This is a genomic window from Longimicrobium sp. (assembly GCA_036389135.1).
Lineage (GTDB): Bacteria > Gemmatimonadota > Gemmatimonadetes > Longimicrobiales > Longimicrobiaceae > Longimicrobium.
Genome location: DASVQP010000018.1, coordinates 1 through 18,862 on the forward strand (window position 1 = coordinate 1; position 18,862 = coordinate 18,862).

An 18,862-nucleotide genomic window follows, 5' to 3' on the forward strand; every position below is an offset into this window, starting at 1 on the left:
TCCCGATAACAGGAGAGGGCTGCGCCCTCGCCGTTATCGAGAGAGGGGGCGGAGGTGGGTGCCGTTCGGAGGCGTCGGGCTACGCAGAGGGCCCCCTCCCCCCTGCCCCCTCCCCCGCCTGCGGGGGCGCAGGGCGGGCGAGGGGGAGAACTCCGCGCGCTGCGCGGATGCCCGGTAGGGGCGCGATTCATCGCGCCCGTGTCACGGGCTGCTCCGCCCCCCGCTTCGCGCGCGGCGTGTCTGCCCGCCCCTGCCCCCGCTCCATCCCTCGCCCCACGCACCGCAACCTCGTAGGGGCCGCCCCACGTGGCTGCCCGTGCCCGCCGCCGGACCGTCGTCGGCGTCGCGCCTCAGGTACCGGCCTGGTAGAACTGCAGGCAGACGCCGGAGGGCACGATCATGTGGAACTCGCGGCGGCCCCACGGCTTCTCCTCCAGCGGCCCGACCCGCGCCGAGGTCTGGCCGTATTCGGCATAAAGCGCATCCACGTCCGAGACGGCGATGCTGAAGCTGGCGTTCTCCGCCCACGCCCGGTTGGTGTTGACGACCAGGTTGAAGCCGACATCGTCGCGCGCGACGCCCGCCATGTTCCCCGCCTGCCACGTCACCGAGAAGCCCAGCTCTTCCGTGTAGAACCGGATCGCCTCGTCCAGGCTGCCACCCGCGGGGATCATGGCCGTGATGGAGCGAAGCGAGGCTTTCATGGCGCCGGTCTCTCCTGGTGGGGTTCCCTGCACACGTGGCGAAGCTGCGCAATGTAGCGGCACGCCACGAGGTCGGGAACAGGGCCCTGACCGGCTTCGCCCGTGGCAAATTATTTGCATATTGTAGGCGTAAACAGAGTATGCCCGGTTACGCCTCCCGGGGACTGGATGCGGGCGGGGCAGCACCTTCACCGCTGCCGGAAGAACACACCGTCCAGGTCCTTCTCTTGGAGGAGGCGCAAATCTGATCTGCTATAATGGTTGGCAACAGGCGCTAAAGGGCTGCGTGGTGTTTGATGTTTGGCAGACATCATCTCACACGCCCAGGCCCGATAGAAGCGCACGCCGAACACACTGACCTTGTCGCGGTGCGGTGCACCGCTGCGCCGGGGACGGCTCTCCTGCCGTCCGGGCCCCGACACGCACGCCACTCCGGGAGGCGGCGGGGCCGTGCTTCACCCGGAGTACCCGCAGGAGGACGGGAAGATGTCCATGAAGTGCAAGCAGTTGTTTGCGGCCATGGCGGTTTCCATTGGGCTGGCGGCGTGTTCGGACGCGCCCACCGGGCCCGCGGTGCCGGCCGACGCCCCGGCGGAGGCGCGGTCGGTGCGGCAGACCGGGAAGGGCGGACAGCCGATCCCCGGGCGCTACGTGGTGGTGTTCAAGCGCGAGGTGAGCGATGCGCCCGGGCTGGCGCGGCAGCTCGCGGCCGCGCACGGCGGAACGGTGCACCACACCTACCAGCACGCCATCAAGGGCTTCGCGGCCTCCCTCTCCGATGGAGCCGTAGCGGCGCTGCGCCGCAACCCGAACGTGGCGTACGTGGAGCAGGACCAGCGGGTGAGCGCCGTGGTGGGGAGCTGGGGGCTGGACCGCGTGGACCAGCGTGACCTCCCGCTGAACGGCAGCTACTCGGCCAGCACCACGGGGTCGGGCGTCACCGTGTACGTCATCGACACGGGGATCGAGACCTCGCACTGGGACTTCGGCGGCCGGGCCTCGGTGGGGTACGACGCGATCGGCGACGGGTACAACGGGCAGGACTGCCACGGCCACGGCACCCACGTGGCGGGCACCGTGGGCGGCGCGTACTACGGCGTGGCGAAGTCGGCGAGCCTGGTGTCCGTGCGGGTGCTGGACTGCGGCGGCTACGGCACGTGGAGCGGCGTGATCGCGGGCGTGGACTGGGTTCGCTACTACCACGCCACCCCCAGCGTCGCCAACCTGTCGCTGGCCGGCGGCGCCATGCAGGCCATGGACGACGCCATCGAGAACCTGGTCGCCTCCGGGGTGACGGTGGCGGTCGCGGCCGCCAACGACAGCTACGACGCCTGCTACTACTCGCCCGCCCGCGCGCCCTCCGCCCTCACCGTGGGCGCCAGCAACTCGTCCGACCAGCAGGCCTGGTTCAGCAACTACGGGAGCTGCGTGGACCTGTACGCGCCGGGCGAGGGGATCACTTCGGCCTGGCTGTACGGCGGCACGGCCACGCTCGACGGCACCTCGATGGCGTCGCCGCACGTGGCCGGCGCGGCGGCGCTGTACCTGCAGTCGAACCCGTGGGCCGCGCCTGCGACGGTGAACAACGCGATCCTGTCGAACGCCTCGCAGTACAAGCTCTACAACCTGGGCGCCGGCTCCCCGAACCTGCTGCTGTTCACGGGAACCGGCAGCGGCGGCGGCACCAATCCCACCAACCCGGTGTCCGCCTACATCAGCGGCCCCGACTACATCTACACCGGAACGTGGACGTGGCAGGCGGTGGCCAGCGGCGGCAACGGCACCTACAGCTACCAGTGGCAGTACTCGGCGGGCGGGAGCACGTGGACCAACGTGGGGACGAACAGCGCCACCTACACCCGCAGCGTGGGGACGAGGGCCGGATCGTTCTACCTGCGCGTGATCGTGACGTCCAACGGGACCAGCTACACGACGCCGTCGTTCTTCGTGTACAAGGAGCCCGAGTACAATGAGTGCGGCTACCGCACCCTCTGCCCCTGAGGTCTCGCAGGCCAGCGGCTGAACCGGCAGCATGACAGGAGGGCTCCGCGGGCGATTCTGCTCGCGGAGCCCTCCGTTTTTCGCCTGACTCGCCCCGCCGGCTCAGCTTCGCGGGATGCGCAGCTTCTGCCCGGGCTGGATGGTGGCGCCCCCGTCCATGTCGTTCGCCGCCCGCAGCGCCGGTACGGTGACGCCGTACTGGCGCGCGACCCCAAAGAGCGTCTCCCCGCTCTTGACCGTATGCTGCGACGGGCGCGAGGTCTCGCTGGCGGATGCGCGCGGGCGCGTGCTCCCCTCCGCAGCGGCGCGGGGCTTCGTCTCGCTGGATGAACCGCGTGAGCGGCTCGCGGCTGAGTCGCGGCTCGCCGACGATGCGCGCGTCCCCGCTGCCGAGCTCCCTCCGCGGCTGCGCGATGCCGAGGAGTCGCGGGTGAAGGCGTTGCGGCTCCTGGATGCGGAGGAGTCGCGGCTGGCGGCGCTGCGAGTCCTCGATGCCGACGAGTCACGCGACGCGGAAGCGGCGCGGCTCGTGGAGGTGTTGCGGGTCTTCGACGCGGTGTCGCGCGATGCCGTGGCGGTTCGGCGCGTGGCGGACGAATCGCGGCGCTCGGTGGCCGTGCGCGTGCGCGGCGTCTCGTCGTCGCTAGACGCGCGGCGTTCCGAGGCCGTGCGGGCCCGCGGAGTCTCGTCGCTGGATGCGCGGCGTTCCGACCCTGTGCGGCTGCGCGGAGCATCATCGTCGCTGGATGCGCGCCGCGTGGAGGAGTCGGAGCGGGTGGTGCGGCGCTCGGGCGTGCCGGTGCGCACCGACGTGGACGAGCGCGACGCCGTGCTCGGACGGTCGTCGTCCGACGAGCGGGTGCGGGCGGCGCGTTCGGAGGCGGCGGAGAGCGAGGCGGAGGAGCTCGCGGCGCGCGGCAGACGCAGGCGCATGCCCAGCTCCACGCCCTTGCCGGCGGCGATGTCGTTGGCAGCACGAAGCTGCGCGGCCGTCACGTTGTACTTCTCGGCCAGCCCGCGCAGCGTCTCGCCGCGCTCGACGGTGTGCGTGCGCGGGCGCTCCTCGCCGTCGGAAGTGCGGCGCGCGCGGGCGGAGCTGTCCGCGCGCTCGGTGCGGCGGGGCCGGCTGGCGGAGGGGCGCTCTTCGTCCGAAGACGCCGAGCGGCTCGCCACGCGCTCGCCATCGCTCGTGCGGCGGGCGGCGGCGCTGTCGGTGGAGCGGCGGGCGGAGCGCGCCTCGTCCGCGGCGGCCACCCTGGTCTCCGCGCTGTCGGAACCGCGGCGGCGGGGGGTGTCCTCGTCGTCCTTGGCGGCCTCGGCGCGGGCGGCCAGGCGGCGGGCGTTCGCGGCGCGTTCGTCGGCGCGGGTGGCCTCGCGCTCTTCGGCGCGGCGCGCGGCGCGGGCGCGATCGGCGATGCGGGCGGCTTCGCGCTCCTGCTCGCGCTGGGCATCGCGGGCGCGCTCCTCCTCGCGGCGCGCGGCGCGGAGGCGGCGGGCCTCGGCGCGTGCGGCGTCCAGCTCCGGCGAGCTGGGGCCGCGCGGCTCGTCGGATACGGAGGCCAGGCGCTGGCGCTCCACCGGGCGCGCGTTCAGCGTGCGGACCGTGGGCGCGGGAAGGCGCACGCGGTCGCCCGTCCCCATCCGGTCCAGCGCGGTGCTCAGGTTCAGCTCGCGGATGCGCTCCACCGGGATCCCGCCGGCGGCCGCGAGCTGCGCCACGTCCTCGCCGCGGCGCAGCGTGTACCAGGCGTAGCCGCCGCTGCGGCGGTAGGCGGAGGTGTCGAAGGCGGTCTGGATGGCGGCGCCGCTCCCCGCAGGCGTCCACACCTTGTAGCCCGCCGGCGCCGTGCCGCGCACCAGGTGCGGGTTGAGCGTGGCGAGCTCGCTGGCGTTCAGGTTCGCGATCTTCGCCAGCTCGGCCACCGGCGTCTCGATGTCCACCCGCACGCTGTCTGGCCGGAAGCGGGGAAGGACGTTGGCGGGAGCGGGGTAGCCGAAACGCGCCGGATCGCGCCCGATGATGGTGACGGCGTAGAGGCGGGGGACGTAGTGCCGCGTCTCCTGCGCCAGGTCGCCGCGCTCGGCGAGGTCCCAGAAGTTGGTGACGTTGAAGCGGCCCAGCCCCCGGTTGATCCGCCCCGAGCCCGCGTTGTACGCCGCCGCCGCCAGCGCCCAGTCGCCGCGGAAGTCGCGGTGCAGGTCGCGCAGGTGGCGCGCCGCGGCGTGGGTGGAGCGCACGGGGTCCATCCGCTCGTCCACCACGTCGTCGATGCGCAGCCCCATCCCCCGACCCGTGGCGGACATGAACTGCCACATCCCCACCGCGCCCGCGTGGCTGCGCGCCGTGGGCGAGTAGCCGCTCTCCACCATCGCCAGGTGGTGCAGGTCGCGCGGGATGCCGTACGAGGCAAAGATCTCCTGCACGAAGTCGCGGTACTTGTCCGCCCGCGAGAGCCACTGCCCGATCACCGCGCGCCGCTGGTTGACCAGGAAGTCCAGTTCCATCTCCACCCAGCGGTTGGCCTCCACCGGCAGATCGTAGCGCGCGTCCCCCAGGACGTTGGCGCGCGCCTTTCCCGGCGCGCCCGCGAGCTCGAAGTTCTCGCGGATCGGCTCGGGAGCCTGCACGGGCTGCGCGGGAAGCGGCAGGGGGGCCGGGGGCGCGGGGGCAGGTGCCGCGCGCCCGGAGGCACAGGCGGCCGTCCCCAGCAGAAGCACGAACGGGAGCGTTCGGAGCATGGGATACATCGTATTTATCTGGAGATCAGAAGCGCCGCCGGGAGGGAGTCGGGGCGCGAGCGGAACGTGGTGGATGGCCGAAGATAATCCCCGCCGGTGGGCCGCGGTACCGAAGCTGAGCCGAAGACTCGCCCGCGGAAACAGGCGCACCACGGCTAAGTCGTTGCGGTACAACGCCGTGTCTTCTGTAAGCCAACAGATTACAATGTTACAAACGGTATCCGACGCCACCCCGCTGTGCGGAAAGGGAAGACACGAAGGGAACAACGGAGAACACGGAGGAAACGATTCCCGCTTCCTCTGTGTTCTCGTTGTGAGGCAATCCGTTCAGGGAAGGCGAAGATTCGCGGCGACCTGCACGGGCGTGGAGGTCGACGGTCCGCTGAACGTGCCGAGCTGCAGCGAGTCGTTGGCGCCCCAGCAGTACACGTCTCCGAAGTACGAGAGCGCGCAAACGAATTCCTGTCCCGCATCGACCGTCTCGAAGAAGGGCGCGCCCAGCACCGGCAGCGGGCGGCTCGCACATCCGAAGAGGGGGCTCGTGGACGTAAACCGGCACGTCTCGGTCGTCACGGCGGTGCCGAGCTGCCCGGACTGGTTCGCGCCCATGCAGAACGCCTGCCCCTCAGCGGTGAGGAGACAGGTTGGAGCGGTCGAATTGTTCTCCTCGCCCGCCGACACCTGGCTGAAGAGCTGGGTGCCGACCACGCGGGCAGGGACCATCCCCTCCGCGCCGACGATGCCCTGGTGGCCCAAACCCAGGCCGCCGAAGTAGTTCGTTCCCCAGCAATAGGTTTCCCCCGCGCCGGTGATGCCGCAGGTGGTCACCGACCCGGCGCTGAGCGTCGCGAACGCAGCCCGCCGCTCACCGGGGCGGGGGTCAGCCGCTCGGCGATGTCTCCGGTGCCGAGCGTGCGGAAGACGTTCTGGCCCCAGCAGTACGCGGCGCCGTCGGCCGTGAGGCCACAGCTCTGCGCCAGGCCGACGCTGATCTGCCTGAACTTCAGCGAGGTGCTGACGGCCGTGGGCGTGGTGACCATCGCCCGGTTCCCGTTCCCCACGTTGCCGAAGGTGTTGCGGCCCCAGCAGTAGGCGGTGCCGTCGCGTGCCAGGGCGCAGGCGACGCGAAAGCCCACCGCGATACTCGCCAGCGGCTGCGGCACGGATACCCGCACCGGGACCGCGCTGGCCTCGAGGCTTCCGTTGCCGAGCTGCCCCAGCCTTCCACTGCCCCAGCAATACCCGTCGCCCTCCGGAGTCACCGCGCAGGTGGTGCTGTCCCCCGCCTCCACCATCGCAAAGGTCCGTCCCCCCGCCACCGCCACGGGCGCCGCGCTGCTGGCGGTCGTTCCGTTGCCGAGCTGCCCGTTCGTGCCGGTGCCCCAGCAGTGCGCCTTCCCATCGACGTCGAGAACACAGCTGTGCATCGCCCCCGTCGCCAGCGCGTCGCGCGGGGACGGCGTGACGTGGATCTGGAGGGTATCCGTGAGCATCCCCCTCTCCGCGACGATCGCCGCCACACCCACCGACCGGCCGGTGACGAGCCCGGCGGCATCAACGGTGGCAACCACCTCGTTGAGGCTCCTGTACGCAGTCCCGCTCGCCGCGGCGTTCCCCACCGAGGCCGTGAGCTGCACCGTCTCCCGCGTGGCGATGTAGCTGGTATCGGCGGAAAGCGTCAGTTGATCGCGCCCCCCACCGACCGGGTCGTCCTGGCAGGCGGCGGTAAGTACGGCGCAGGCAAAGAAGACGGCGAGCTTCAGCGATTTCATCGGATTCACGCGGCGGAAAGGGATGCGCTCTCAGGGAACGGAGAACGACTTTGCGCGTGGACGATAAATCATTTGTTTGCGAGCGTCAACGCGCCGGCGTCTCCCCCGTCACTCCACTTTGCCCTGCACCTCCAGCATCCTGCAGATCTCGGAAAAGCGCTGCATGTACTCCGCCTCTCGCGCCGCATCCGCCTCCGCTCCCATCGACAGGCCGCGCGCCGTGCGCCAGCGGTGGAACGCCAGCTCGCTCGCGATGGTGTGAAGCTCGCGCCGCGCCCGCCAGCGCCTCAGCCCTCCCTTGCGAAACGCCGTCGCGGTGGCCCCAAGCCGGGTGCGGACGCCGCACAGGCAGTCCAGCTCGCCCGCGGGGAGCGCGCCGATCTCCACCAGGTGCTGCAGGTGTTCGCGGATCACCCGCCCCTCGCGGCGCAGCGACGTGCGCACCACCCAGAGCACGGCCACGAAGGCGGGGACCATCACCAGCAGGTAGAGCACCAGGAACCACCCGTCGAAGGAGGCGGACAGGTTCCAGAGCGCGTGCAGCCCCATCGCCGCCGCCAGGCCGAACGCGGCCACCAGCCACCCGCGCGCCTTGCTGTGCCCCTCGCGCACCATCCCCAACCCGATCCCGAACATGCTGGTGAAGAGCGGGTGGGCGAACGGCGCCATCAGCCCGCGCAGCACGAAGGTTAGGACGGAGCTCTCCGTCCCTTCCGCCACCGCCTGGCCGTAGTACTGGACGTTCTCCACCATGGCGAAGCCCAGCCCCACCATCGACGCGTACACCACGCCGTCCACCACCCCGTCGAACTCGTCGCGCAGCTCGGAGAAGAGAAAGAGGAGCGCGAACCCCTTGGCCAGCTCCTCCACGATGGGCGCGGTGAAGACGGAGCCGATCACCTCACCGACCTCCACGCCCCACGCGCCGTCGAGCACGATCTGGAGGAGGCCGTTGACCATCAGCGCCAGGAACACCGCCACCGTGGCGCCCCACGCAAAGGTCTGCGCCAGCGTCCACGCCGGCTCGGGCTCGAAGCGATCGAGCCAGAGCGCGAGCACCACGTACACGGGCACCGGCACCACCGCGATCGCCACGCCCAGCGCGAACGCGGCGGGCCCGAGCTCCGCCGCGATCAGCAGGAGGCTGAGCACGCCGCAGGTCGCCGCGCCCCAGGTGAGGACGCGGTGCGGCTGCGCGCGCCGCGGGGCGGGAAGCGGGGGTTGGATGGAGGTCGCGGAGTCCATCGGCCAGATCAGGGTAGCGTGCCGTAGGTGCGCTCCAGCACCCCGCGGCGGTAGTCGAAGATCTCCTTGAGGCGCGGCGCCACCAGGAGCCCGCGCGCCAGCCCGCCGCCCGGCGGAAGCGCGTAGTGCACGATGTCCGTCATCTCCACGCCGCCCTCCACCGGGCGAAAGAGGTGCTGGTGGTGCCAGAAGCGGTACGGGCCGAAGCGCTGCTCGTCCACGAACCGGTGGGGCTCGTCCACGTGCGTGATCTCCGTCACCCAGTTGACCGCCACGCCAAAGAGCGGCCGCACCTTGTAGGTGATGATGAGCCCCGCGTACACCTTGTCCGGCAGCGGCGAGGTCACCTGGAAGCCGAGGCTCGGCGGGGTGATCTTGGCCAGGTTGCGCGGGTCGGAGAAGAAGCGCCACGCCTCCTCCACCGGCACCGGCACCCGCTGCACCGTCTCCATCCTGTGCACCTTCATCCGCAATTCCGCGCTCGGGGCTCGCCAGCCAGCGCGCCAAACGTACACGAGTTGGCCGTTCGGGACAATCGTGCGTCACCCTTGCGCTTTCGGTTTTTGTGCGGCATCCTCCCTGCGGGGGAGAGGCGCGGAACGACGGAGGTGTGGATGGCGGAGCAGGCGGAGCTGTTCGCGGGCGGGGGCGCGCGCGCGCTCCCGGTGCTGGAGCGGCGGGGAGACGCGCTCTTTTACGCGCTGGACGGCGCGCGCCTCGCCGCGCCCGGCACGGGGGTGATGCGCGGCACGCTGACGGTGAACCCGTACGTCGGCTGCGAGTTTTCGTGCGCCTACTGCTACGCCCCGTACGCGCACGGCTGGCTGATGGAGCGCCTGGGCGAGACCGGCCGCCTGCTGCGCGACCCCGGCACGCCGACCGCCTTCGACCGCGCCATCTTCGTGAAGCGCGCCGGCCAGAGCGTGGCCGGGGCCGTGCGCCGCGCCCCGGCCGCCCTCGTCGCCCTGGGCACCGCGACCGATCCCTACCAGCCGGCGGAGCGGCGCTTCGGGATCACGCGCGGCGTGCTGGAGACGCTGGCGGGGATGCGGGGGGTGCGCGTCTCCATCACCACCAAGAGCCCGCTCGTCCTGCGCGATCTGGACCTGCTGGAGCGCATCCGCGCGCGCGGCGGCCGGGTGGACGTGCACGTGTCGCTGATCTCCACCGACGCACGCCTGCTGCGCGCCGTCGAGCCGCGCTCCCCCACCCCCGCGCGCCGCCTGGACGCGCTCCGCCGCCTGCGCGAGCGGGGGGTCCGCGCCGGGCTCTTCGCCATGCCCCTCCTCCCCGGCCTCACCGACACCCAGGAGAGCATCGACGCCCTCTTCGCCGCCGCCCGCGACGCGGATGCGTGCTACGTGGTGGCGGGCGGGGTGCGGCTTTCGGAGGTGTCGTGGCGCCGCTTCCTCCCCGCCCTGCGCGCGTTGCGCCCCGACCTGGTGGACGCCTACGAGGAGATCATCCGCCGCCGCTCCCCCCGCCGCACGCGCTACCGCGAGAGGCTCGACGCGCGCATCGAGCAGGCGCGCGCCCGATTCGGATTCAACCGCGGCGCGTTTCCGACGATGAAGCCGGATGTGGCGGAGGCGCCGCAGCTGGCGTTGTTCGAGGGCGGGGCCGGCGGTTGAATCCGCTGCAACAACCGCGGGAAACCTGCCCTCGCAGGTTGGGGGGGCGGAATGGGTCCCCGGATCGCCGAGGGCTAAAGCCCCCGGCTGGAACCACGGGAAGGCGGCTGAAGCCGGCTCGAGAAGCGCGGCATCCGACCCCGAGTCCGCGAAGGCGGACTTTGTGCCGTTGTTGCAGCGAGTTCACTCGCCCGGTTTGCCAGCCACCCCTCACGGATTCGCCGGCCACTCCCCGTCGAACGCCACCACGCGGGCGAACGCCGCCTCGCCGCCCTGGAACTTCCAGGGGAAGACGCCCAGGATCAGGCGGCGGTTCTGGAGCTCCGGGGCGCTGATGTCGCCGCCCAGGTTCTCGATGTGCATGCAGTTCTTGTCGAACAGCTTGTTGTGCGTGAGCTGGTAGTCCTCGTCGGGGAAGAGGCGCGCGACGGCTTCGGGGCCACCGAACTTCTTCTCGGCGGCGGCGCGCACGCGGTCGCAGTGGTTGTGCAGCCCCTTGCCCAGGAAGCGCCCGATCGGCAGGTCCATCGGGTGGTCGGTGGAGACCACGTCCACGCCCCAGATGTGAATCTCCTTCTCCAGCAGCCACGGCACCATGTCCGGGTGCGCGCCCGGGTGCATGTGGATGTACTTCTCCTCGTCTGCCTTGTCGCCCCACTGCGCGTAGCGGTGCCAGCCGGTGTGCAGCAGCAGGATGTCACCTTTCCGCACCTCCACGCGCGACTCGATCATCTCCGGCGTGTACACCGCCAGCTCGTCCATCTCGTCGCTCAGGTTCACGATGACGCCGGGGCCGCACAGCCACTCCATCGGGATCTGGTCGATGGTCATCCCGTTGGTCACGAAGTGGCGCGGCGCGTCCAGGTGCGTCCCCATGTGGTTGGACGTCTGGATGTACTGCGCGTTCACCCCGTGCTCCGCCTTGCGCTTGATGTACTTCACCTCGAAAGGCGGGTAGTACGGCCAGAAGGGGGCCTGCTCGTTCAGCGGCTGCGACAGGTCGTACACTTTCATCGGATCTCCGGGATGTCGTGGGTTGGGGCGGACGGTGTGTGGGTCATGCGATGGCGCCGCGCGCACGCTCGAAGGCGCGCGGAAGCACGCGCCGCACCAGCACCTCCGCGAGCTGGCGGCGGTACGCGGGCGTGGCGTGGATGTCGCCGGGTGGATCGATGTCCTGATGCGCCGCGGCGTGGGCGGCGGCGCGGATGGCGTCGTCGGTGGGCGATTGGCCGTCGAGCGCGGCGGCGGCCTGGGCGGCGAGCACCGGTCCGTCGCCCACGCTCAGCAGCGCGACGCGGGCGGACGTGCAGCGCCCATCCGCATCCACCTGCACCGATGCCGCGACGCCCGCCAGCGCGAAGTCGCCGTGGCGGCGCGAGATCTCGTCGAAGGCGAAGCCGGTGCCCGGCGCGGCGCGGGGGATCTCGATCTCCACCAGCATCTCCTCCGGCTCCAGCGCAGTGCCGAAGAGGCCGGTGAAGAAGTCCTCCGCCGTCACCGTGCGCGTGCCATTGGGCCCCCGCAGGTGAAAGCGGGCGCCGAGCGCCAGCATCACAGCCGGCAGCTCGGCGGCGGGATCGGCGTGGGCGATGCTGCCGCCCATCGTGCCGCGGTTGCGGATCTGCGCGTGCGCCACGTACGGAAGCGTTTCCGCGATGAGGGGCGCGCGCTCGGCCAGCAAGGCGCTGCGCTCCGCCGCCCGCTGCCGCACCATCGCGCCGATCCTCACGCCGCCCTCCGCCTCGGCGATCGCGTCGAGGCCGGGGATGCGGTTGAGGTCGATGAGCACGGCGGGCGCGGCGAGGCGGAAGTTCATTGCCGGCACCAGGCTCTGCCCGCCGGCCAGGAGCTTGGCGTCGTAGCCGTGCTCGGCAAGGAGGGCGAGCGCGGCTTCCACCGTGTCCGGACGATGGTACGCGAATGGGGCGGGCTTCATCGAAATCCGTGTCTGGGAGGTGCGTCGCGCGGCCGCAGCAGCCGGAATGACGCCCAGCTCATCGCCGCGATCGTCGCGATCCAGAAGGCGTGTACGTACCACGATGGCGCCGGCCCGAACGGGTCGGCATCGTTCGCGAGGCTCGTACCCGCGGGATCGACCAGCGCGATGATCTCGAGCATGGCCAGCAGGAACGCGGCGGCAAGCAGCAGGATTCCAAGGGCGATACGCACGGCGCGCCTCCCGCGAGTCAGGTGGAACGGCCCGCGGCGAGGCGCGCTTCCAGCTCCTTGTTGAGCGCGTCCAGCCCCTGCTTGGTCAGCATCCGCGCGACCTGGTCCAGCAGACGCTGCCCCACCCCCGCCACCTTGCCGCCGACGGAGAGGTCGGCGTGGTAGCGCATCCGCGTGCCGCCGTCCACCTCGTCCAGGTTGACGGTGGCCTGGCCTCGGGTGAAGCCGAGCGCGCCCTTGCTGTCCACGATCATCACGTAGCTCTCCGGGGGCACCTGGTCGGCGAGCGTCACGTTCAGCGACCACTCCGCCGCCGTGACCGGCCCCACGCCGATGCGGATCACGCCCTGGTACGCGCCGGGCCCCGTCAGGGTCAGGCGCCGCGCGCCGGGCATGGCCTTGGCCAGCACCTCGGGGTCCTGCAGCAGCCCCCACACGGTTTCGCGCGGGCCTGGAAAGGTGTGCTCGCCGTCAAGGATCATCGGGAAACCCGGTTGGAGGAAGTCATGCGGGTGTGCACGGCGCCATCACTTCCGCGTCATGCGCGCGAACAGGTCGTATGCGGCCGGCTCGTAACGCGTGGCGCCCTCGACGAGTTTCGACTGCATGCGCACGACGACGAGGTCCCGCTCGGGAAACACGTACACGTTGGTATCCAGGTAGCCGAACGCCGCATATCCGTCCGGCACGATCCACCAGAGGAGCCCGTACCGGGGGTTGTGCGGCTGCGAGGGGCGAACCGACTCGCGCACCCACTCCTCCGGGACGATCTGCACACCGCCCCAGCGCCCGCCGTTCAGCATCAGCTGTCCCACGCGGGCCAGGTCGCGCGCGGTGGTCTGCATGTCCGCATGCGTCCACGCCTGCCCCTCGGGGTAGACGTACAGGCGGGTGGTGCGCATACCAAGCGGCCCGAAGAGGCGGCGGCGCGCGTAGTCCTCGATCGGCTCCCCCGCCGCGCGGTCCAGCAGCGGCGACAGCAGGAACGCGCCGTCGTTGGAGTACGCCCACGAGGCGCCGGGCCGGGCCACGAGCCCCAGTCCGAACGTGAACGCTTCCTTGTCCGACGCCGATCCCACCTCGCGCACGCCGGGCGGGAAATCGGGGAGACCGGACGTCATGCTGAGCAGGTGGCGCACCGTGACGCCCCCCGCGGCTCCCGCCCGCCATTCCGGGATGTAGCGCGACACCGGATGGTCGGTCGACAGCTTGCCGTCTCCCACCAGCATCCCCGCGAGCAGCCCCGTGACGGACTTGGTGCTGGACATCGCACCGATGGGCTCGGCGTAGCGCGGGCCGTACCATTCGTCGACCAGCGACCCCCTGTGCACGACCACACACGCGTCCGCACCTGACGCGCTGCAGAGACGCCGGTGTGCGGCGAGCGCCGCCGTATCCATGCGCAACGCGGTGGGGCTGGCGACGGGCCAGTCGTCCGCGGCGGGCCGGACGAATGCCGGGCCGGCTGGGGAGCTTCCGCGGGCGCGCGCCCCTCCGCTCGCGAGAGCGTCCCGTGCGCGGGCGATCTCCCCCCGAGCCCAATGGCCCGCGGGGAGCCCGGTGCACGCACGCTCGAATCCGGCGATCTCCACCCCGGCTTCGTCCGCGCGGCCGAGCCGTGAGAGCGCGGAGACCAGGTGCGTCCTCGCCTCGCAGTGGCTCGTAGGCGTGGCGGCGGGCTTCGCAAGGATGCCGCGGGAGACCTCCGCGGCCTCGGCCCAGCGCCCGACGCGGTTGAGCGCCATAGGATCCGGTGACTGCGCGGCGAGCGCGGTCGAGCCGAAGGCGGCGCAGAGGGGCAGCAGGCGCGCGAGAAGCGGGCGCAACGGGAGTGGATGCGCCATCAGTCCGCCGCCAGTGCGGTGTCGGACAGGCGCACCGGCTCCGCCGCCTGCAGGAGCTCAAAGAGGCGGCTGGGGCTCAGCGGGATCTCGCGGATCTCCAGCGCCAGGTGCGGGAGCGCGTCCTCGATGGCCTGCGCGAAGACGGCGCCGGTGGGAATGCACCCCGCCTCGCCCACGCCCTTGAGCCCCAGCGGGTTCAGCGGCGCCGTGGTCTCGCGGTGCGCCATCTCCACCCGTGGCACGTCCAGCGCGGTGGGGAGGAGGTAGTCCGCGAACGATGCGTTCATAAGCTGGCCGCCTTCGTCGTACACGAGCTTCTCGTAGAAGGCGTTGCCGATGCCGTGCGCCACTCCGCCCTGCACCTGGCCCGCGACGATCATCGGGTTGATCAGCTTGCCGCAGTCGTGCACGACGATGTAGCGGTCGATGCGCACCATCGCCGTCTCCGGGTCCACCTCGACCACGATGGCGTGCACACCGCTGGCCGTGCTCCCGTGGTCGGGGCCGAAGTAGGCGGTCGACTCCAGCCCCGGCTCTGTCCCCGGCACCACGGCGCCGCGCAGGGGGTTGGCGTGCCCCGCGAGCTGGCCGAAGGTGATCGAGCGCGATGGGTCGGCGATCACACGCACGGTGCCGTACGACAGCTCCACTTCTTCGCTCCCCACGCCCAGCACGCGCGCGCCCACGTCCAGCACCTTGCGGCGCACGGAGAGGGCGGCCTCGTGGCAGGCGCTCCCCGCGACGACGGCACCGCGGCTGGCGAATGTGCCCGTGCCCCAGCCGAACTCGCGCGTGTCGCCGGTCACCACGTTGACGTTGTCCACCTCCACGTCCAGCACGTCTGCCACGATCTGCGCGAAGGCGGTGTAGTGCCCCTGACCCTGCGTGCCGAGGCCCGTCGCCACACGCACGCGGCCGCTGGGCTCCACGGTGACGCGCGCGCCCTCATACGGCCCGATCCCCGTCCCCTCCACGTACGACACGATCCCCATCCCGATGAAGCGCCCCTCCGCCCGCAGCCGCGCCTGCTCCTGCCGGAAGGTCTCGCGGCCAACGATGTCGAGCGCGGCTTCCAGGGCGGGGGCGTAGTTGCCGCTGTCGTAGTAGAGGGGCGCGAAGTCTTGGAAGAGGATCTGAAAGGTGTGCGGAAAGACGTCGGAGCGCAGGTAGTTGCGGCGGCGGATCTCGTCCGGCGTCAGCCCCAGCTCGCGCGCGGCGATGTCCAGCAGCCGCTCCATCACGAAGACGCCGTGCTGCCGCCCCGCCCCGCGCACCGGCGTCACGGTGACGGTGTTGGTGAAGACGGCGCTGAACTCGCTGTGGTACGCCGGCACGTCGTACGGGCCCAGCAGCGTGCACTGGCTGTTGATGGGCACCGTCAGGCCGTAGGGATCGTACGCGCCCGTGTCGTGGAAGAAGAAGTCGCGCACCCCCAGGATCTTTCCGTCCCTCGACAGCGCCATCTCCGCGTCGTGGATCTGCGAGCGCTCCTGCGTGGTGGCGAAGAAGTTCTCCTGGCGGTCCTCCGCCCACTTCACCGGGCGCCCCAGCCGGATTGCGGCCCAGGGGACGAGCACCTCCTCCGGATAGAACATCATGATCTTGGGCCCGAAGCCGCCGCCCACGTACGGCGCCACCACCCGCACCTGCGACTCCAGCAGCCCCAGCATCCGCGCCAGCCCGTTGCGGATGGGGATGGGCGCCTGCGTCGTATCCCAGATGGTGAGCTCTTCCGAGCGCGCGTCCCAGCGCGCCACCACGGCCCGGTTCTCCATCGCCGCCGCCGCGCCGCGGTCGTAGTGGAAGCGCCGCTGGATGACGAGGTCCGCGTGCGTCTTCGCCTCCTCGTAGTCGCCGTGCCGCTGCGCCACGTGGGCGGCCAGGTTGGTGCCGAACTGCGGGTGGATGACCGGCGCCTCGGGCGTGAGCGCGGCCTCCAGGTCCACGACGGGCTCCAGCGGCTCGTAGTCCACCATCACGTCCGCCGCCGCATCCTCCGCCAGGTAGCGGCTCTCGGCGACCACCATCGCGATCGCCTCGCCCACGTGGCGCACGCGATCCTTGGCCAGCGGCACCTGCGAGGCCTGGTTGAAGACGAGCCCCTCCACCGGCGGCGGCGGCACCAGCAGCGGCCCCGGCTGCCAGTAGTCGCCCAGCATGTCGGCCGTGATGATGGCGACGACGCCGGGGCGCTCGAGCGCGGCGGTGGTATCCACCGAGTTGATCAGCGCGTGCGCGTGGTCGCTGCGCACGAACGCGACGTGCAGCATCCCATCGAGATGCACGTCGTCCACGAAGAGGGCGGCGCCGGTGAGCAGCCGGCGGTCCTCGTTGCGCACCGGCGACGAGCCGACGTGCCCGCGGCTCATCCGGCCGCTCCGCGCTGGGCCGCGAGCTGCACGGCCTCTACGATGTTCTGGTAGCCCGTACAGCGGCAGAGGTTGCCGGAGAGCGCCTCGCGGATGGTGTGCTCGTCCGGCGTGGGCTGGTCGCGCAGAAAGGGGATCATCGACATCAGGATCCCCGGCGTGCAGAAGCCGCACTGCAGGCCGTGCGCGTCGCGAAACGCCTCCTGCAGCGGGTGCAGCGTGCCGTCGGGCGAGGCCAGCCCCTCCACCGTACCCACCTCCGCGCCGTCCGCCTGCACCGCGAAGACGAGGCAGGATCGCACCGCCTCCCCGTCCATCAGCACCGTGCACGCGCCGCAGACGCCGTGCTCGCAGCCTACGTGGGTGCCCGTCAGCCGCAGCTCGTGGCGCAGGAAGTCGCTCAGCAGCAGCCGCGGCTCCACCTCGCGCCGGTGCGGAACGCCGTTCACGGAAAGGGAGATCTCCACCGGTTGGGGCATCGGTGCTCGGGACGGGGATGGAGCTCCACGCGGCCGGCGGCGGGAAGGCGAGCCGCGGGCGAGTGGCGCAAAGGCGTGCCTGGAACAGATAGAGCCCGCGCGGCGGCGTCGCAAGAGCGCGCGGGAAACGGGCGTCCCCCGTGCGCTCCGCGGGACGCGCGCCTACCTTGTGATCCGCACCCGCGCTCCCCCTCCACCCCGACGCCGATGCTCGCCCCTTCCTCGCCGCCCATCGTCGCCCGCGCGGTGGCCCACGCCGGCCGCACCGCAGTGGTCACCGAGTCGCGCACGCCCACCTACGCGGAGCTGCTGGACGCCTCCGCACGCGTGGCCGCCGCGCTGCTGGCCGGGCGCGCCGACCTGGACGGCGCGCGCGTGGCCTTCCTGGTGCCGCCGGGGTGGGAGTACGTGGCCGTGCAGTGGGGCGTCTGGCGCGCGGGCGGCATCGCCGTCCCCCTGGCCGTCTCGCATCCCGAGGCCGAGCTGGAGTACGTGGTGCAGGACGCAGACGCCGAGGCCGTCATCGCCCACGCGGACTTCGCGGAGGTGCTGCGGCGCGTGGCGGATCGCAACGGCCGCCGCATCCTGTCGATCGAGGACGCGCTCTCCGCCGAGCCGTCCGCGCTGCCGGAGGTCGCAGAAGACCGCCCGGCGATGATCGTCTACACCAGCGGCACCACGGGCAAGCCCAAGGGCGTCGTGACCACGCACGCCAACCTGCGCGCCCAGGTCACCGCGCTGGTGGAGGCGTGGGGATGGACCGCGGACGACCGCACGCTCCTCGTCCTGCCGCTGCACCACGTCCACGGCATCGTCAACGTGCTATCCTGTGCGCTCTGGTCCGGCGCCGTCTGCGAGATCCTCCCCCGCTTCGACGCGGACGAGACGTGGCGCGCGATCGAGAGCGGCCGGCTGACGCTCTTCATGGCCGTCCCCACCGTCTACCGCCGCCTGATCGTGGCCGTCGAAGAAGCGGACGAGGAGCGGCGCGCGCGCATGGTGGAGGGGTGCCGGCGGATGCGGCTGATGGTCTCGGGCTCCGCCGCGCTCCCGGTGCAGATGCTGGAGCGGTGGCGCGAGATCAGCGGCCACACCCTGCTGGAGCGCTACGGGATGACGGAGATCGGGATGGCGCTCTCCAACCCGCTGCACGGCGAGCGGCGCCCCGGCTCCGTCGGCGTCCCCCTCCCCGCCGTCGAAGCGCGCGTGGTGGACGACGAAGGGCAGCCGGTCGATCCCGGCACCCCCGGCGACCTGGAGATCCGCGGCCCCGCCGTCTTCCGCGAGTACTGGCGCCGCCCCGACGCCACCGCCGAGGCGTTCCGCGACGGCTGGTTCCGCACGGGCGACGTGGCCGTGGTGGAGGACGGCTACTACCGCCTTCTCGGCCGCCGCAGCGTGGACATCATCAAGACGGGCGGCTTCAAGGTCTCCGCCCTGGAGATCGAGGAGGTCCTGCGCGAGCACCCCGCCATCGCCGAGTGCGCCGTCGTAGGGATCGAAGACGAGGAGTGGGGCGAGCGCGTCTGCCTGGCCGTGGAAGCCGCGGGCCCGCTGCCGCCCCTCCCCGAGCTCCAGGCCTGGGCCCGCCAGCGCCTCGCCCCCTACAAGCTCCCGCGCGACCTCCGCTGCGTGGACGCGCTCCCGCGCAACGCGATGGGCAAGGTGGTGAAGCCGGAGGTGGCGAAGCTGTTCGGGTGAAACGGGTATCGGCGCAGCGGCAGGCGTCGGGGAACGCCGGGCTCCCCCTCTCCCCGGCCCTCTCCCCCGCAAGCGGGGGAAAGGGTGCACACCGTGGGTGGTCCAGATTGCCACCGTACGGGCGGCCCCACGTGGCCGCCTGTGCCCAACCCCGCACCGCCGCCCGCCGCACCCGCCGGCCCCCAAGCCCCCTCTCCCACGGCTG

16 protein-coding genes are annotated in these 18,862 nt (G+C 71.7%); 3 read left to right on the plus strand and 13 right to left on the minus strand.

The annotated features are described in order from the left end of the window. Positions 1-350 precede the first annotated feature (350 nt). A complete protein-coding gene (locus VF584_03020; GenBank protein HEX8209133.1) occupies positions 351-704 on the minus strand; it encodes a VOC family protein in 354 nt (117 codons plus the stop codon). A gap of 486 nt (positions 705-1,190) precedes the next feature. Here VF584_03020 and VF584_03025 point away from each other — a divergent pair, with 486 nt between their 5' ends. Continuing rightward, positions 1,191-2,705, plus strand: a complete 1,515-nt coding sequence (locus tag VF584_03025) for a S8 family serine peptidase (GenBank protein HEX8209134.1) — start codon at positions 1,191-1,193, stop codon at positions 2,703-2,705. 102 nt (positions 2,706-2,807) lie between these two features. Here the strand turns inward: VF584_03025 and VF584_03030 are convergent, their stop codons facing one another. From VF584_03030 to VF584_03050, 5 genes are all read right to left on the minus strand, one after another. After that, positions 2,808-5,444 (minus strand): LysM peptidoglycan-binding domain-containing protein, encoded by a 2,637-nt coding sequence (locus VF584_03030; protein ID HEX8209135.1) that lies wholly within the window; start codon positions 5,442-5,444, stop codon positions 2,808-2,810. A 327-nt stretch (positions 5,445-5,771) separates the two neighbouring features. Further along, positions 5,772-6,272, minus strand: coding sequence for a hypothetical protein (locus VF584_03035; GenBank protein HEX8209136.1), 501 nt, complete (start codon positions 6,270-6,272; stop codon positions 5,772-5,774). After that, on the minus strand, positions 6,269-7,216 hold the full coding sequence (locus tag VF584_03040; GenBank protein HEX8209137.1) for an Ig-like domain-containing protein: 948 nt from the start codon (positions 7,214-7,216) through the stop codon (positions 6,269-6,271). Before VF584_03040 ends, VF584_03035 begins: the two co-directional genes overlap by 4 nt. A gap of 108 nt (positions 7,217-7,324) precedes the next feature. After that, complete coding sequence (locus VF584_03045; protein HEX8209138.1) at positions 7,325-8,461, minus strand: PrsW family intramembrane metalloprotease; 1,137 nt, start codon at positions 8,459-8,461, stop codon at positions 7,325-7,327. An 8-nt stretch (positions 8,462-8,469) separates the two neighbouring features. Next, positions 8,470-8,928: an SRPBCC family protein gene (locus VF584_03050; protein ID HEX8209139.1), complete on the minus strand. Its 459-nt coding sequence runs from the start codon at positions 8,926-8,928 to the stop codon at positions 8,470-8,472. A gap of 147 nt (positions 8,929-9,075) precedes the next feature. Between VF584_03050 and VF584_03055 the strand changes: the two genes are divergently transcribed. Next, positions 9,076-10,092: a radical SAM protein gene (locus tag VF584_03055; GenBank protein HEX8209140.1), complete on the plus strand. Its 1,017-nt coding sequence runs from the start codon at positions 9,076-9,078 to the stop codon at positions 10,090-10,092. Positions 10,093-10,302: 210 nt separating this feature from the next. On the opposite strand, the gene VF584_03060 is transcribed toward VF584_03055, so the two are convergent. From VF584_03060 to VF584_03090, 7 genes are read right to left on the minus strand one after another with little or no spacing between them, the layout of a single operon-like run. Continuing rightward, on the minus strand, positions 10,303-11,106 hold the full coding sequence (locus VF584_03060) for a cyclase family protein (protein HEX8209141.1): 804 nt from the start codon (positions 11,104-11,106) through the stop codon (positions 10,303-10,305). Positions 11,107-11,149: 43 nt separating this feature from the next. Continuing rightward, positions 11,150-12,031, minus strand: a complete 882-nt coding sequence (locus VF584_03065) for a xanthine dehydrogenase family protein subunit M (protein ID HEX8209142.1) — start codon at positions 12,029-12,031, stop codon at positions 11,150-11,152. Then, positions 12,028-12,264 (minus strand): hypothetical protein, encoded by a 237-nt coding sequence (locus tag VF584_03070; protein HEX8209143.1) that lies wholly within the window; start codon positions 12,262-12,264, stop codon positions 12,028-12,030. Before VF584_03070 ends, VF584_03065 begins: the two co-directional genes overlap by 4 nt. 17 nt (positions 12,265-12,281) lie before the next feature. Beyond that, positions 12,282-12,746 carry a carbon monoxide dehydrogenase subunit G gene (locus tag VF584_03075; protein HEX8209144.1) on the minus strand — a complete coding sequence of 155 codons (465 nt, stop codon included), beginning with the start codon at positions 12,744-12,746 and terminating at the stop codon, positions 12,282-12,284. Between the two features lie 45 nt (positions 12,747-12,791). After that, the gene (locus VF584_03080; protein HEX8209145.1) at positions 12,792-14,108 is read right to left on the minus strand and encodes a serine hydrolase; all 1,317 of its coding nucleotides are present in this window, start codon (positions 14,106-14,108) and stop codon (positions 12,792-12,794) included. Further along, complete coding sequence (locus VF584_03085) at positions 14,108-16,477, minus strand: xanthine dehydrogenase family protein molybdopterin-binding subunit (GenBank protein HEX8209146.1); 2,370 nt, start codon at positions 16,475-16,477, stop codon at positions 14,108-14,110. Before VF584_03085 ends, VF584_03080 begins: the two co-directional genes overlap by 1 nt. Beyond that, positions 16,474-16,956, minus strand: coding sequence for a (2Fe-2S)-binding protein (locus VF584_03090; protein ID HEX8209147.1), 483 nt, complete (start codon positions 16,954-16,956; stop codon positions 16,474-16,476). The genes VF584_03085 and VF584_03090 overlap by 4 nt, the downstream gene beginning before the upstream one ends. Before the next feature lie 207 nt (positions 16,957-17,163). Between VF584_03090 and VF584_03095 the strand changes: the two genes are divergently transcribed. Next, positions 17,164-18,657 (plus strand): acyl-CoA synthetase, encoded by a 1,494-nt coding sequence (locus tag VF584_03095; GenBank protein HEX8209148.1) that lies wholly within the window; start codon positions 17,164-17,166, stop codon positions 18,655-18,657. Positions 18,658-18,862: the final 205 nt, after the last annotated feature.

Bases quoted from the DNA above. Each gene is read 5' to 3' on its own strand.
- VF584_03020 (HEX8209133.1), bottom strand. From the start codon at position 704: ATGAAAGCCTCGCTTCGCTCCATCACGGCCATGATCCCCGCGGGTGGC.
- VF584_03025 (HEX8209134.1), top strand. From the start codon at position 1,191: ATGTCCATGAAGTGCAAGCAGTTGTTTGCGGCCATGGCGGTTTCCATT.
- VF584_03030 (HEX8209135.1), bottom strand. From the start codon at position 5,444: ATGCTCCGAACGCTCCCGTTCGTGCTTCTGCTGGGGACGGCCGCCTGT.
- VF584_03040 (HEX8209137.1), bottom strand. From the start codon at position 7,216: ATGAAATCGCTGAAGCTCGCCGTCTTCTTTGCCTGCGCCGTACTTACC.
- VF584_03045 (HEX8209138.1), bottom strand. From the start codon at position 8,461: ATGGACTCCGCGACCTCCATCCAACCCCCGCTTCCCGCCCCGCGGCGC.
- VF584_03050 (HEX8209139.1), bottom strand. From the start codon at position 8,928: ATGAAGGTGCACAGGATGGAGACGGTGCAGCGGGTGCCGGTGCCGGTG.
- VF584_03055 (HEX8209140.1), top strand. From the start codon at position 9,076: ATGGCGGAGCAGGCGGAGCTGTTCGCGGGCGGGGGCGCGCGCGCGCTC.
- VF584_03060 (HEX8209141.1), bottom strand. From the start codon at position 11,106: ATGAAAGTGTACGACCTGTCGCAGCCGCTGAACGAGCAGGCCCCCTTC.
- VF584_03065 (HEX8209142.1), bottom strand. From the start codon at position 12,031: ATGAAGCCCGCCCCATTCGCGTACCATCGTCCGGACACGGTGGAAGCC.
- VF584_03075 (HEX8209144.1), bottom strand. From the start codon at position 12,746: ATGATCCTTGACGGCGAGCACACCTTTCCAGGCCCGCGCGAAACCGTG.
- VF584_03080 (HEX8209145.1), bottom strand. From the start codon at position 14,108: ATGGCGCATCCACTCCCGTTGCGCCCGCTTCTCGCGCGCCTGCTGCCC.
- VF584_03085 (HEX8209146.1), bottom strand. From the start codon at position 16,477: ATGAGCCGCGGGCACGTCGGCTCGTCGCCGGTGCGCAACGAGGACCGC.
- VF584_03090 (HEX8209147.1), bottom strand. From the start codon at position 16,956: ATGCCCCAACCGGTGGAGATCTCCCTTTCCGTGAACGGCGTTCCGCAC.
- VF584_03095 (HEX8209148.1), top strand. From the start codon at position 17,164: ATGCTCGCCCCTTCCTCGCCGCCCATCGTCGCCCGCGCGGTGGCCCAC.